This is a genomic window from Sphingobium sp. FG11 (genome assembly GCF_057809915.1).
Map to the genome: position 1 here is coordinate 142,046 of NZ_JBMDKW010000002.1, position 14,055 is coordinate 156,100.

Annotated in this window: 13 protein-coding genes; 4 read left to right on the forward strand and 9 right to left on the reverse strand. The window is 64.5% G+C overall.

Translation table 11 applies throughout. The features are described from left to right. Positions 1 to 44 precede the first annotated feature (44 nt). Positions 45 to 1,832, forward strand: a complete 1,788-nt coding sequence (locus tag ACODSN_RS02255) for an ABC transporter transmembrane domain-containing protein (protein ID WP_489052821.1) — start codon at positions 45 to 47, stop codon at positions 1,830 to 1,832. Between the two features lie 197 nt (positions 1,833 to 2,029). Here the strand turns inward: ACODSN_RS02255 and ACODSN_RS02260 are convergent, their stop codons facing one another. The 5 genes from ACODSN_RS02260 to ACODSN_RS02280 form a co-directional block, all read right to left on the reverse strand. Next, the gene (locus ACODSN_RS02260; RefSeq protein WP_489052822.1) at positions 2,030 to 2,365 is read right to left on the reverse strand and encodes a PilZ domain-containing protein; all 336 of its coding nucleotides are present in this window, start codon (positions 2,363 to 2,365) and stop codon (positions 2,030 to 2,032) included. Between the two features lie 214 nt (positions 2,366 to 2,579). Beyond that, positions 2,580 to 3,002, reverse strand: coding sequence for an ExbD/TolR family protein (locus ACODSN_RS02265; protein WP_489052824.1), 423 nt, complete (start codon positions 3,000 to 3,002; stop codon positions 2,580 to 2,582). Between the two features lie 22 nt (positions 3,003 to 3,024). Continuing rightward, the gene (locus tag ACODSN_RS02270) at positions 3,025 to 3,513 is read right to left on the reverse strand and encodes an ExbD/TolR family protein (RefSeq protein ID WP_489052826.1); all 489 of its coding nucleotides are present in this window, start codon (positions 3,511 to 3,513) and stop codon (positions 3,025 to 3,027) included. A gap of 110 nt (positions 3,514 to 3,623) precedes the next feature. Continuing rightward, positions 3,624 to 4,379, reverse strand: coding sequence for a MotA/TolQ/ExbB proton channel family protein (locus ACODSN_RS02275; RefSeq protein ID WP_489052827.1), 756 nt, complete (start codon positions 4,377 to 4,379; stop codon positions 3,624 to 3,626). A gap of 71 nt (positions 4,380 to 4,450) precedes the next feature. Next, the gene (locus ACODSN_RS02280) at positions 4,451 to 5,101 is read right to left on the reverse strand and encodes an energy transducer TonB (protein WP_489052829.1); all 651 of its coding nucleotides are present in this window, start codon (positions 5,099 to 5,101) and stop codon (positions 4,451 to 4,453) included. 252 nt (positions 5,102 to 5,353) lie between these two features. Here ACODSN_RS02280 and ACODSN_RS02285 point away from each other — a divergent pair, with 252 nt between their 5' ends. The 3 genes from ACODSN_RS02285 (at position 5,354) to glpX (ending at position 8,721) form a co-directional block, all read left to right on the forward strand. Further along, positions 5,354 to 6,226 (forward strand): hypothetical protein, encoded by an 873-nt coding sequence (locus ACODSN_RS02285; RefSeq protein ID WP_489052831.1) that lies wholly within the window; start codon positions 5,354 to 5,356, stop codon positions 6,224 to 6,226. A gap of 111 nt (positions 6,227 to 6,337) precedes the next feature. Further along, the gene (locus tag ACODSN_RS02290) at positions 6,338 to 7,642 is read left to right on the forward strand and encodes a homoserine dehydrogenase (RefSeq protein ID WP_489052832.1); all 1,305 of its coding nucleotides are present in this window, start codon (positions 6,338 to 6,340) and stop codon (positions 7,640 to 7,642) included. A gap of 95 nt (positions 7,643 to 7,737) precedes the next feature. Further along, the gene (gene glpX, locus ACODSN_RS02295; RefSeq protein ID WP_489052834.1) at positions 7,738 to 8,721 is read left to right on the forward strand and encodes a class II fructose-bisphosphatase; all 984 of its coding nucleotides are present in this window, start codon (positions 7,738 to 7,740) and stop codon (positions 8,719 to 8,721) included. A gap of 45 nt (positions 8,722 to 8,766) precedes the next feature. Here the strand turns inward: glpX and ACODSN_RS02300 are convergent, their stop codons facing one another. The 4 genes from ACODSN_RS02300 to ACODSN_RS02315 form a co-directional block, all read right to left on the reverse strand. Next, positions 8,767 to 9,144: a MerC domain-containing protein gene (locus ACODSN_RS02300; protein WP_489052835.1), complete on the reverse strand. Its 378-nt coding sequence runs from the start codon at positions 9,142 to 9,144 to the stop codon at positions 8,767 to 8,769. A 71-nt stretch (positions 9,145 to 9,215) separates the two neighbouring features. After that, on the reverse strand, positions 9,216 to 11,009 hold the full coding sequence (locus tag ACODSN_RS02305; protein WP_489052836.1) for a sensor domain-containing diguanylate cyclase: 1,794 nt from the start codon (positions 11,007 to 11,009) through the stop codon (positions 9,216 to 9,218). Between the two features lie 56 nt (positions 11,010 to 11,065). Further along, on the reverse strand, positions 11,066 to 12,538 hold the full coding sequence (locus tag ACODSN_RS02310; protein ID WP_489052837.1) for a glycerol kinase: 1,473 nt from the start codon (positions 12,536 to 12,538) through the stop codon (positions 11,066 to 11,068). Then, positions 12,535 to 14,043 (reverse strand): glycerol-3-phosphate dehydrogenase, encoded by a 1,509-nt coding sequence (locus tag ACODSN_RS02315; protein WP_489052839.1) that lies wholly within the window; start codon positions 14,041 to 14,043, stop codon positions 12,535 to 12,537. The genes ACODSN_RS02310 and ACODSN_RS02315 overlap by 4 nt, the downstream gene beginning before the upstream one ends. Positions 14,044 to 14,055 lie beyond the last annotated feature (12 nt).

Genomic DNA, 14,055 nt, shown 5'->3' on the forward strand with positions numbered 1-14,055 from the left:
CATTCCGATTGAGCCTTGCCGAGCCGCCTGCTAAGCGCGCCGCCATGGCCAGAGCGGAAATGCCCTCCCCCGCCGATACCGCGCGCGCGCCGATCGGCAGTCTGTCGATGCTGTGGCATTTCGCCCGCCGCTATCCGGCACGCATCGTCGGCGCGCTGCTGGCGCTGATCGTCTCGTCGGCGGCGACGCTCGCAATCCCGAGCGGGTTCAAACTGGTCATCGATCGCGGCTTCACGGGCGGCGGCGATATCAGCCGATGGTTCGAATATCTGTTCCTGATTGTGCTGATATTGGCGATCGCGACGGCGCTACGCTTTTATTTCGTATCCTGGCTGGGCGAGCGGGTCGTCGCCGACATCCGGTCCGCCACCCAGGCCAATCTGCTGCGGCAGGCGCCCGTTTTCTTCGAGGAAAATCGTCCGTCCGAAATCGCGTCGCGCATGACATCCGACACCGCGATCATCGATCAGGTCGTGGGATCGACCGTGTCGGTCGCGCTGCGCAATCTGGTGACGGGGATTGGCGGCCTCCTCTATCTGTTCGCGCTTGCGCCCAAGCTGGCGGGATTGCTGGTGCTCGGCATTCCCGTCATCGTGCTGGCGATGGTGGGGCTGGGGCGGCGTGTGCGCGTCCTGTCGCGCGCCAGTCAGGATCGCCTCGCCGATGTCGGCAGCGTCACCGCCGAAGTGCTCGGCGCGATGAAGATCGTACAGGCGTTCGGCCAGGAATCGCGCGAGGCGGCGCGGTTCGACGCCACCGTCGACCGGGGCTTCGCCACCGCGCGAAAACGCATCCTGCTGCGCTCGGTCATGACGGCGGTGGTCATCGCGCTGGTGTTCGGATCGATCACGGCGGTCATGTGGCAGGGCGCGGTCGACGTCGCGGCCGGACGGCTTTCGGGCGGCAGCATCGCGGCGTTCGTACTGACGGGCGGGCTGGTCGCGGGCGCCTTTGGATCGCTATCGGAAACCTGGGGCGATCTGTTGCGCGGTGCGGGCGCGGCCAGCCGCCTTCACGAATTGATGACCAGCGCACCACAAATCAGCGCGCCCGACCACCCCACGCCCATCCCCGACACCGGCCGCGCCGCCCGGCTCCGCTTCGACGATGTCGTCTTTCACTATCCGACCCGCCCCGATCATGCGGCGCTCAACGGCCTCACGCTGGATGTCGCACCAGGCGAAACCGTCGCGGTGATCGGGCCGTCCGGTGCGGGCAAATCGACGCTGATCCAGCTCGCCCAGCGCTTTTACGATCCGCAAAGCGGCGTCGTCAGCCTGAATGGCGTTCCGTTGCCGCAGGCCGACCCGACCCAGATCCGGGCGCTCATGGCGATGGTGCCGCAGGACAGCGTGATGTTCGCCGCGTCGGCGCGCGACAATCTGCGCTACGGCAAATGGGATGCCAGCGACGAGGAAATTTGGGCGGCGGCAAGAGCGGCCAATGCCGAGGCGTTCCTCCGTGCGCTGCCGCAGGGGCTGGACAGTCCGCTCGGCGAAGGCGGCGCGCGGCTTTCGGGCGGACAGCGCCAGCGCGTGTCGATCGCGCGGGCGCTGCTGCGCGATGCGCCGATCCTGCTGCTGGACGAAGCGACATCGGCGCTCGACGCGGAATCCGAACAACTGGTCAAGGACGCGCTCGACCGGCTGATGGAGGGCCGCACCACGATCGTCATCGCGCATCGGCTGGCCACGATCCGCGCCGCCGACCGCATCGTCGTTCTTGATAATGGACACATCGTCGAGCAGGGCACTCATGCGACCCTGATCGCCAAACAGGGCCTTTATGCCCGGCTCGCCGCGCTTCAGTTTCAGGATACCGTCACAGCCTGACGTACTATGACGATGGTCCAGTGCGAACGGGGTAAGACGCCGTTCGCCGACGCCGCTCTCGTCCTGAGCAGCCGCCGATGCGGGCGGACGGGAGCCGTTGGGCGGGGGCGGCCAGCCTTCGCGAACGCTTCTCCACCCTTGGAAGGACTGCGACCGGCGCAGGATGGCGGCCCATCGTTCGCGGGCGGACGGAATAATCAGTCTTGTCGGGTCACACCGGGTTCGCTGACTCTCACGATATGGTCGAGGATGGCGGGATGCAGCGGCTGTTCGAAAGCACAACCTGACTCATGGGCACGGGTCCACAGCACGCGGGCCCGCCGTCCCTCGAAGCCGGGAAGCATGATCCACAGTTCCGCACCGACTGCCAATTTCAGGAAGCTCTGGAGACGGAAGCCACTGACGGACATGTCCGCGACCCGGCTGGTGAACCAGGTTTCGCCCGGGCGCCGAACCTTGACGCCGATCAGCAAGCTGCGGCGCTCCGCCAGCCTGTTCTGACGATCCAATTTTGTTTGCCGTTCCGAAGTCATGGCCCGATTTCACATCATGTGCCTCCCTCCTGCGCCTGGAAGCGTAAGAAAGGGTTAAGGGGCGATATTTCGGTGAAGGCGCACAAGGGCAAAGGCGCACAAAAAAGGGGCCGCTTGGGCGGCCCCTTCAAAGAACGGAAGTTCCACAAGGTTGACTATCCTGCGCGCGAGCGGCGACCAATCGTCGCAGCCCCCGCCCGGAAGCCGTCAGCCCTCAGAAATTGCCATATTGCTCATTACCGACGAAACCCAGCTTGGTCACGCCAGCACGCTTGATCTCGGCCAACACCTCGTCAACCGTCACATAACGGGTCTGGGCGTTGGGCTGGAACTGCAATTCCGGCTCGACCGGCAGACGCAGCGACTGGGCGAGATACTGACGCAGGGTCAGCAGATCGATCGGCGCTCCGTTCCAGGTGATGATGCCGCCCGCGTCGATCGCAACCTTGTTCTTGATCGGATCGATCGTCGTCGGTGTCGATGGCGCGTTTTGCGGCAGATCGATCTTGACCGCGTGGGTCTGGATCGGGATCGTGATGATGAACATGATGAGAAGAACGAGCATGACGTCGATCAACGGCGTCGTGTTCATCTCCACCATCGGCTCGCCATCTTCTCTTCCGGCACTCATAGCCATGGGCGATACTCCTTAAAAACGCTTACAGGCGCTGGGTGTTCGTGCCCGGTTCGGGCTCGGAAATGAAGCCCACCTTGGGGAAACCGGCGCGCTGCATCGTGTAGATCGTCCCGCCGATGCACCGGTAGGGAACGTTGATGTCGCCGCGAATATGCACTTCGGGCAGATCGTCGATCGTCAGATTGGCGACGCCGCCTGCTTTCTTGATATCCGCTTCGAGCTTCGCGACCGCACGGTCGAGAAGTTCGCTGGAATTCACCTGGGTCAGGTTCCAGTAGACCGCGCAACGACCATCGGCAGCGGTCGTTATCGAGAGGGACACATTTTCCGGCTTCGTCGTGGTCGGCTCGAAGGCGACCTTGGGAAGCTTCAACTGAACCGTCTGGACGACGACCGGAATCGCGATGAGAAAGATGATGAGCAACACCAGCATGACGTCGACGAGCGGCGTCGTATTGATGTCGGACATCGGCTTGTCGTCACCGCCGTCGGAGCCAACACTCATTGCCATTTATAAAATCCTAACATCCGTATCGATGGCGCCTTATGTCGCGACGCCCGCGGCCGGGAAGATAGCGGACGATCACAGCCGTCCGTCCGCCATCTTCTCGGCGTCTGCAATCAGGCCTTGGTCGGAGCGGCGGCCGGCTTGGCTGCCACTGCGGGAGCGGCGGCGACCGAAGGCTTGACCGCACCGTTCGACACCAGGAACGCGAGCAGATCGACGGTGAAGCCGTTAAGCTGTTCGGCGATCGACTTGTTGCGGCGCTGGAGGAAGTTGTAGGCGAGCACCGCAGGAACGGCCACGGCCAGACCCAGGGCGGTCATGATGAGCGCTTCACCGACCGGACCGGCGACCGCGTCGATCGACGCCTGACCGGCAGCGCCGATCTTGATGAGCGCGCGGTAGATACCGATAACCGTACCGAACAGACCAATGAACGGCGAGGTCGAACCAACGGTCGCGAGGAAGGCGAGACCGCCGCCCAGGCTGGAATTGATCGAAGCTTCCGAACGGGCCAGCGAACCATGCAGCCAGTCATGCGCTTCGACCGGATCGGTCAGCTTGCCATGTTCTTCCTGCGCCTTGATACCGTCATCGACGATCTGCTTATAGGCCGAGTTCTTCTCAAGCTTGGCGGTGGCTTCCTTGAGCGAGGCCGAGCGCCAGAAGGTGGCGCGCACCTTCTTGCCCTGGTTGATCACCTTCTGCTGTTCGATCAGCTTGGTGAACAGAATGTAGAAAGTGCCGACCGACATGATCACCAGAATGCCGAAAACGGTCTGCGCGATGAGGCCGCCCTGTTCCAGAGCTTCCTTGAGGCCATAGGGGTTGGCCGCCTTTGGGGCGGCAGCGGCTGCGAGATACATCAACATGTGCAAGACTTCCCTCTAAATAGATCAACAAAAGGGGAAGGCCGCGCGGCGCGCCAGCCTTCCCGTCAAGATTATTCCGGCAGTCGCCATGTGATGCGACCATTATACGTGTCCGACATAGGACCACCACCAGCGGCGGTTGCGGCCTTGAAGCGCGCACGCTTGGGCAGCAGGCGGCAGGTTGCCTCGTCAAGGTCCGGAGACCCGGTAGACGAAGTGACCGTGCAGCTCGTGACCCTGCCATCGGGACCGATTTCCAGACGGAAACCGGCGGTGCCCGAACGCTCTTCACGCTGCGCACGGCTCGGATAGTCCGCATCGCTGAGCCAGCTGCCCGGCGCGCTACGCGGAGCCGCGCGGCTTGCGGGCACAGCCGGAGGCGGCGGAGGAGGCGGTGGCGGCGCCGGCGACGGAATGAAAACCGGCGGCGGCTTGGGCACCGACTGGACCACAGGCGCCTGCACGGCCGTCTGCACGATCGGCGGGGGAGACACGACCGGCGGCGGCTCGACCTGCTTGTCTGGCGGCGGCGGTGGTGGCGGCTCGTCTGGTGGCGGCGGCTCTTCCTTGACGTCGATCACGTTCAGCTGTTCTGCCGCCTTTTTGACATATTTCATGCCAAGGCCGGTCACGAAGGCATAGCCCAGAACAGCGTGAATCAGGGCGACGATGACGATCGAGACGGTACGACTCGATCCTTGCGAGTGGTCAGCATAGGCCATTCGGCAACGACACTCCTTAACTCATCTATCTGTTGTTGTACAAATTTAGCCAAAAATGACCCAAGCTGCCCGGGACATGCCCGACCATCTTTGGCCACTATCCGTCAGTTTCCTACCGGCGAACTCCTATCGCGGCATATCGCGGCACGCAAACGCTTTATCGAACTTTGCATTTGCCATACCTATTTCATGCATGAATGACTTGCCTGTGACATCCTCGCCACGGCTCGTATTAATAGGACGAAAGCGACGATGAAATCCACCATCCTGTTGCCCGCGTTGCGGACGCTATGCCTCATTTCAGCCCTAAATCCTGCGGTTTCCCTAACATTCGCAACGGTCGCGACCGCTGCCACTGCGGCTGCGCCCGCGCCCGCGCCACTCAGCTATGCGGACATAGTCGACCTCGCCGACGCGGCCCCGCTGGTCATTCAGGTGCGCATTTTCAACATGATAGCTTTGCCCCCCGCGCAGGCCGCAAATGTCGCTCCGGGCTATCGGCGCTACTATATCGAGGCGCAGGTAGCGGGACTGATTCGCGGGGATGGTGGCATCAGCCCTACGGTGCGCTATCTGTATGACGCTCCGCTTGACGCGCGCGGCAAGCCCCCCAAGCTCAAAAAGGCGGCGGTCATCCTGTTTGCCCGGCCCGGCGAGAGGCCGGGGGAAATCCAGCTTACCGCGCGCGATGCGCAACTGGCCGCCACGCCGAGCGAAGTGAGCCGGGTCCGGGCGATCCTGTCCGATCTCATGGCGCCGGGCGCCCCGCCCCGCATCCTGGGTCTGGGCGACGCATTCCACGTCGCGGGCACCGTGGCCGGTGAGGGCGAGACCCAGATTTTCCTGCGCACCGAAAATGGCCAGCCCGTGTCGCTGTCGATTATCCGGCGGCCGGGGCAGGATACGCGCTGGGCCGTGGCGCTGGGCGAGATTGTGGACGAAGCGGCGCGCCCGCCGGAACGCGGCAGCCTGCTATGGTATCGCTTGGCCTGCGGACTGCCTGCGGAATTGCCGTCCCGGTCGGTGCGCACCCTGGCGACGCCCGATGCGGAAGCGGCGCGGGCCGATTATCAGATAGTGATCCAGGCGCTGGGCCGTTGTGATCGGACCCGAGCGGCCAGCTAATCGTCGCCATTCATCGGCCGCTTTTGCTTGGACAGCGGCGTATCGGCGGCTATCAGCGCGGCTTCGATCACACCCCAGCCTCTATATTCAAGCCCAAGGACCCGGCACGCTATGACCAATCTGCACCGCCATGCACCGCTGCGCGTCGCGCTCGTCGGCCTGGGGACGGTGGGCGGCGGCGTCATTCGCCTGCTCCAGACCAACGGTGATCTGATTGCGCGACGGGCAGGCTGCCCGATCCAGATCGTCGCCATTTCCGCGCGCGACCGCAACAAGGATCGCGGCGTCGATCTGTCCCCCTTCGAATGGGTCGATGATATGACGACGCTGGCGGCGCGCGACGATATCGATGTGATCGTCGAACTGATCGGCGGGGCGGACGGCCCGGCGCTGACGCTTGCCCGCCAGTGCCTGAGTGCCGGAAAACCGTTCGTCACCGCCAACAAGGCAATGCTCGCGCATCATGGCCTCGATCTCGCCGCGCTGGCGGAGAAGGCGGGCATCGCGCTCAAGTTCGAGGCGGCGGTGGCGGGGGGCATCCCGGTCATCAAGGGCATGCGCGAAGGCGCGGCCGCAAACGAGATCGGTCGCGTCTATGGCATCCTCAACGGCACCTGCAACTACATCCTGACCACGATGGAGAAAGAGGGCCGGGCCTTCGACGACGTGCTGAAGGAAGCGCAGGATCTGGGCTATGCCGAGGCCGATCCAAGCTTCGACATCGATGGCGTCGATGCCGCGCATAAACTCTCGATCCTCGCGTCGCTCGCGTTCGGGACCGAAATCGACTTCGCCCATGTCGCGACCACCGGCATCCGCCATGTGATCGCCGCCGACATCGCCGAAGCGGCGGCGCTCGGCTATCGCATCCGCCTCGTCGGCATGGCCGAAAACGGACCGGACGGGTTGTTCCAGCGTGTCCATCCGATGCTGGTGCCGACCGATCATCCGCTCGCCCATGTCGACGGATCGCTCAACGCGGTCGTCGCGGAGGGCAATTTCGTCGGCCGGCTGTTCTTCCAGGGGCGCGGAGCCGGGGATGGCCCGACAGCATCGGCGGTCGTCGCCGACCTGATCGACGTCGCACGCGACGAATATGGCGACGCGTTCGCCATGCCGGTCGCCGCGCTGCTGCCCCAGCCGCCCGCCGATGCCGGCCACCGCACGGGCCGCGCCTATCTGCGCTTCAAGGTACAGGATCGGCCCGGCGTTCTGGCCGAAATCGCCGCCGCCACCCGCGATGCGGGCGTGTCGATCGAAAGCATGATCCAGCGCGGCGCGAATCAGGCCGATGGCGTGCTGGTGGCGATCGTGACCCATGCGGGCGAGGAACGCTGGGTGCGCGATACGCTGCAACGGCTGGCGGGATCGGACAGCCTGCTCCAGACGCCCATGGTGATGCATATTCTCGATTGAGTCACCCGCCAGCTCGACACTATGGCTCGACAGCGGCGGGACAAAATTCTATCCGCCGGCACGATAAGAATTAAGAATAAAGCAGAGGAATGCACATGGAACAGTCCGGCTCGGTTCTCGATCGCGTGTTGGTTCTCGAAATGGTGCGAGTGACGGAGGCGGCGGCGATCGCGGCGGCGAAACTCGTCGGCCGGGGCGATGAAAAGGCGGCGGACGCCGCAGCCGTCGAAGCCATGCGCCTCGCCTTCAACGATCTGTATATGGACGGCACCGTCGTCATCGGCGAGGGCGAGCGCGATGAAGCGCCGATGCTGTATATCGGCGAAAAGGTCGGCAATGCGATCGGCACCGGCCCGCGCATCGACATTGCGCTCGATCCGCTGGAAGGCACCACGATCACGGCCAAGGCCGGTCCCAATGCGCTGGCGGTACTGGCCATCGCCGAGGAAGGCGGGCTGCTGAACGCGCCCGACGTCTATATGGACAAGATCGCGGTGGGACCAGGCTATCCCGACGGCATTATCGACCTCAATCGATCGGTCTCAGACAATGTCGCCGCCGTCGCCGCCGCCAAGGGGGTGGAGCCCGCCGATCTCATCGTGTGCGTGCTCGACCGGCCGCGCCACGAAAAGCTGATCGCGCAGTTGCGGGCGATCGGCTGCGGCATCATGCTGATCCCCGATGGCGATGTCGCCGGGGTCATCGCGACGACCGATCCCGAAACGACGATCGACATCTATATGGGGTCAGGCGGCGCGCCCGAAGGCGTGCTGGCCTGCGCGGCGCTGCGCTGTGTCGGCGGACAGTTCAAGGGACGCCTGCTGTTTCGCAACGAAGACGAAAAGGGGCGCGCCCGCAAATGGGGCATCACCGACTTCGACAAAATCTATGATTTGAAGGAGCTGGCGAAAGGCGACTGCATCTTCGCCGCGACCGGCGTGACCGATGGATCATTGCTCGCGGGGGTCAAGCGACTGCCGGGCGGTCGGCTGACAACCCAAAGCGTGGTCATGCGCGCCAGCACCGGCACCGTGCGCTGGGTAAAGGGCGAACATCGGGTGGATCACAAGGGACTGTGAGCGCCGGTTTGGCCCGGAGTCCAATTCCTTCACGGTGAAGAAGCGTCAGCGCCCGGCGCGATGATTGAGGTCATGGCCGAGCGCCAGGATGGCGACGCCCAATACGGTATAGACGCTTTCCTGAAAACCATGATCCATGGTGAGCGCTCCCGCCATGATACCCAGCCCCAGCGACCCGATCGCGGCGGGCATCATGAAGCCATGCGCCACCGCACCATGACCCAGCGCCACCGCACCGAGCAGGATCGCGAGCACCAGCCCGGTTTCATGGAATAGCGGGTTTTCAAAGATTCCGCCCGCCGACGCCAGCAGCCCCAGCAGCACCGCCGTCGCGAAACAATGGGCGACGCACAGGCCCGACACCGCCATGGCGATCCGGTCGATCCGGCCGTTAAGGAGGATGTGGCGAAGGCTGAGCGTCATCGTGACGGCTACATAGTCTGGCGCACCGAAAGTTACAATATATCATTCATCGAATTCGACCATTCTTTCGCTCAGGCGGCGAGGCGCAGGCAGTTCCGGCCGCTATGCTTGGCCCGGTACAGGGCCTTGTCAGCGGCTTCGAGCATGGCCGCACCCGTCGATACGCCCTCCAGCGCGACCAGGCCCGCGCTGAATGTCACCGTGACGACTCGGCCGCCGCCAATCTCCACCGGATTGGCAGCGAGCATGGCGCGTAACCGCTCGCAAAGGCGACTTGCGCGATCAATGTCCGCATGACGCAGCAGGATCGCGAATTCTTCGCCTCCCAGCCGACCGATCCTGTCCTTGCCGCGCACACCGGGTCGCAGCCGTTCGACGAAAGCGCGCAACACCTCGTCGCCGGCCGCATGGCCGTAACGATCGTTGATGATCTTGAAATGATCGATGTCGATCAGCAGCAGACAGGATCGTGCGCCACGTCCCACCGCTCGGATTTCCTTGTCAAGCTCACCCAGGAAAGCCCGCCGACTATCCGCCCCGGTCAGCGCGTCGCAATCGGCCACATGCTGCAATTCTTCCTGCAACGCCTTGTGCCGTGAGATATCGCGCACCGTACCGACAACGCCGGCGGGCGTGCCGCGATCATCGAGGATCGCTCGCATCACCATCTCGCACCATTGCCCCCCCGCCTTCGCCGACATCAGCGAGCGAAATTCCACCTTGTGGACATCATGACCATGAGTCAGCGCACGCCGGTGAGTCGCAACGACGACCGCCCGGTCCTGGGGGCTGACAAGGTCGAGCGCCAGCCTGCCGATCAGCTTGCCCGGCGACACGCCGATCTGGTCAGCGACCGACGGCGAAACATAGTGGACCACCCCGTCCGTGCCGAGATTGAAGACGACATCGCCGCTATGTTCGGCGAGAATACGAAACCGCTCCTCGCTTTGGCGCAACATTTGGAACAGCCGTCGGCGTCCGTTGAGTTCGGCGGAAACCGGCACCGACAGCAGGAAGGTGAAAGCGAGATAGAGCTGAAAAAACTGGATATGTTCACCCGGAAGGCCGGGAAGCCAGGAAATTGGGCCGATGCCAGCCATGGTGGCCGATCCGCCGATAAAGGCGAGGATCACGATCGACGCGGCCGATCCCAGATGGCCAATGCGGAAGGCGATGATGACGAGCGGCAGCACCGGCGCGAACAGCAGGGGATAGCGCGCCATATAAAAGACCCACCATGTCATGAGCGCGAACAGGCTAAGCCAGCCGGCCGTCTCGGCCTTGGTCCAGACGGAAGTCTCCCGCATCCATCGACGGCCATCACCCTGCAACAGCATCGTGAGGATCGGAGTGCAGGTAAGCCCCCCCAGGACATGACCGGCATACCATTGCAGCCAGGCACCGGCAAAAGAAACGGGCGTCAGCGAGGAAGCGATGAGGGCGGCAGCCACAGCGCAGATGACATTGGCGACCAGACTAAGCGCGACAATGAATATGACGAGCAGGCGAAGCGACCCCGTGGCGCTAGCGCTCCCCTTTGCGGCGAATCGACGGCAAATCAGGGCGACTATGAGGGCTTCGGCGATGTTGACGAACGTCATGGGAACGGCTGCGACCGGCCCCATGCCGAACAGGGCGGTCGCAGCAGTGCTCGCGATCGCGCAGAACAAGATCGTCCGCGGCCAAGTGGCTGAACGCGAAATCATGAGTTGCGCCATCAGCAGCGCGTTTGCGCCCCAGATGAACGCCAGCCCCCCTTCATAACGGGACACAGAAAGCGCCAGGGCTGCCGCGACAAAATAGAGCAGGCCGATCAGGGCCGGCGCCAGCCAGGGTCGGGAATGACGAAGGGCGGTCCGTTGCATGATCTGCCGGACGATAGGCGCCTATCGTTAAAATATACTCTCGACCCTTTTCGTCATTACTCGGGATGAATAGTGCCCAGCACTTTCCGCCAGCCGATGAGCCGCTGGCTGCGTATGTCGGGCGTCATCGTCGAGTCGAAGGTCGCCGCTGGCGAACGCATGGCGCCGGCCGCGCGCAAGGACGGGAAAAGGCCCGCGCCCACGGCCGAGAGCATCGCCGCGCCCAGCGCCGTGGTCTCCACATCGGCGGGACGTTCGACTTCGATGCCGAGCATGTCGGCCAGATCCTGCGCGATCCAGTCATTGGCGCTCATCCCGCCGTCAATTCGCAGCCTGTCCCATGGCGCGCCGTCGGATGCGAACGCACCGGCGAGATCATGGACCTGATGCGAGATCGACTCGAGCGCCGCGCGCACGATATGGGCGCGGGTCGTGCCTTGGGTCAGGCCCGATATCATGCCGGTGGCGTCCGGACGCCAGTGAGGCGCGCCCAGCCCGGCCAGTGCTGGCAACAGGAATGCCCCACCATTATCGGAAACCGATCGGGCAAGGGCCTCGCTGTCCGATGCCCGGGCGATCAGGCCCAGCCCGTCGCGCAGCCACTGAATCAGGCTGCCGGCGGTAAAGATCGATCCTTCGAGCGCATAGGCACGCTCGTCCCCCAGCCGGTACAGCAAGGTTCCGAGCAACCGATGCGCGGAAACCGGCACGACCGCACCCATATTGGCAAGGATGAAGGCGCCGGTGCCAAGCGTTGCCTTGGCCGATCCGGGATCCAGGCAGGCCTGACCGATCGTCGCCGCCTGCTGGTCGCCCGCCAGACCGCAAATGGAAATCCGCCCGCCGAACAGGTCGGGCAGAGTCGCGCCGAACGTCCCCACATTGTCGATGATTTCCGGCAAGGCGGAGGGGGGCACGCCGAACAGGTCGCACAGGGCCGCATCCCAATCCGCGCCATCGAGCCGCATCAACTGGGTCCGGCTGGCGTTGGTGGCGTCGCTGACATGGCAGCCGCCGGTCAGCTTCCACATCAGCCAGCTTTCGATCGTGCCGAACGCCAGCCGCGCCCCCGCATCGCGGACAGCCGGGACATGATCGATCAGCCAGCGCATCTTGGTGGCCGAAAAATAGGGATCGACGACGAGGCCGGTCGCGCGTTGCAGCATCGGTTCATGCCCCGCCGCGCGCAACTCTGCGCAGCGATCCGCCGTGCGGCGATCCTGCCAGACGATCGCGCGCGCCAGCGGTTCGCCGGTCGCCTTGTCCCAGGCGACGATCGTCTCGCGCTGGTTGGTAATGCCGATGGCGGCGATCCGGTCGGCGCCCCCTGCCCGCGCGACCATCTGGCGCGCGCAGCCGAGCGTCCGCTCCCAGATTTCGGCCGCGTCCTGTTCGACCCAGCCGAGCCGGGGATAATAGCGGGTCAACTCCGCCTGCGCGGTCGCCACCCGTTCGCCGTCCGGCGTATAGAGCATCGCGCGGGTCGAGGTCGTGCCCTCGTCCAGCACGAGCAGATAAGGAAGGCTCATGACCGCGCCTCCAGCCAGCCATCCAGCCGGACCACTTGCGCCCTGTCAAAGCGCAGGCCGAGCTTGGTGCGCCGCCAGAGAATGTCCTCGCTCGTCCGCGCCCACTCTCGCCTCATCAGATAGTCCAGTTCCGCTTCCGTCAGGCCATGGCCGAAATCTTCGCCCAGCTTGGCGAGACTCTCCGCACCGCCGAGCCAGAGTCGCGCGCAGGTGCCATAGGAGCGTGCAATCCGATCGATCGTAAACGGATCGAGAAACGGATAGTCGGCGGAAAGACTGGCGGTAAGGGCAGGCAGGCCGGTCATCGGGAAATCGCCGCCGGGCAGCGGCGCATCCGCCGTCCAGTCCTGTCCCGCGAGGCCGGGCATATGCCGCGTCAGCCGCGCCATCGCATCGGCGGCGAGATGGCGATAGGTGGTGATCTTGCCGCCGAAAATATTGAGCAGCGGCGGCTCTCCCGCCTCCCCGTCCAGTTCGAGCGCATAGCCGCGCGTCGCCGCCTCCGGCCTGGTCGAGCCATCGTCGATCAGCGGCCGCACGCCCGCATGGGACCAGACCACATCGTCCGGCGAGATAGCGCGGTCGAAGAATCGATTCGCATTCTCGCACAGATAGGCGATCTCTTCGGCGCTGGCGGTGACATGATCGAGGCTGCCCTGATGATCACAATCCGTCGTCCCGATCAGCGTGAAATCCCCTTCATAGGGCAGCGCGAAGATGATCCGGTCATCGGGCAGTTGCAACATATAGCCGAAGCCATGGTCGAACAGGCGCGGCACGACGATATGCGCGCCGCGCACCAGCCGCATCGCGCGATCCGGCGGCCGATGCGCGCGTTCGAGCAGCGCGAGGACGGACGGTCCGCTCGCATTCACGACCGCGCGGGCGCGGAAGCGGCTTGTCGCACCGTCCGGAGAGCGGGTTTCGACCGACCAGAAGCCGCCCGTCCGCTCCAGGCCGATCACTTCCGTGCGGGTGCAAATGGTCGCACCCCGGTCCGCCGCGTCGCGTGCGTTGAGGATGACCAGCCGGGCATCGTCCACCCACCCGTCGGAATAAAGATAGGCCGGGCCGAAGCCGGACTGGAGCGGCGCACCTGCGGGGTGGCGCGACAGGTCGATCGACTGCGTCGGCGGCAGCGCGCGACGGCCGCCGATATGATCGTAGATAAACAGCCCCAGACGCAGCAACCATCGCGGGCGCAGTCCGGCGACCCATGGCAGGACGAAGCGCATCGGGTGGATGATGTGCGGCGCGATCAGCCACAGCCGCTCCCGCTCCGACAGCGCCTCGCGCACCAGCCCGAACGCGCGATGCTCCAGATAGCGCAGTCCGCCATGGATGAGCTTGGTCGATGCCGACGAAGTGCCCTGCGCCAGATCGCCACGCTCCAGCAGCAGAACCGAGGCGCCGCGCCCCGCCGCATCGCGCGCGACGCCACAACCATTCACGCCGCCGCCGATCACGGCAATGTCGTAGATATGCTGGTCCGCCGCATCCGTCATCGACGCGATGCT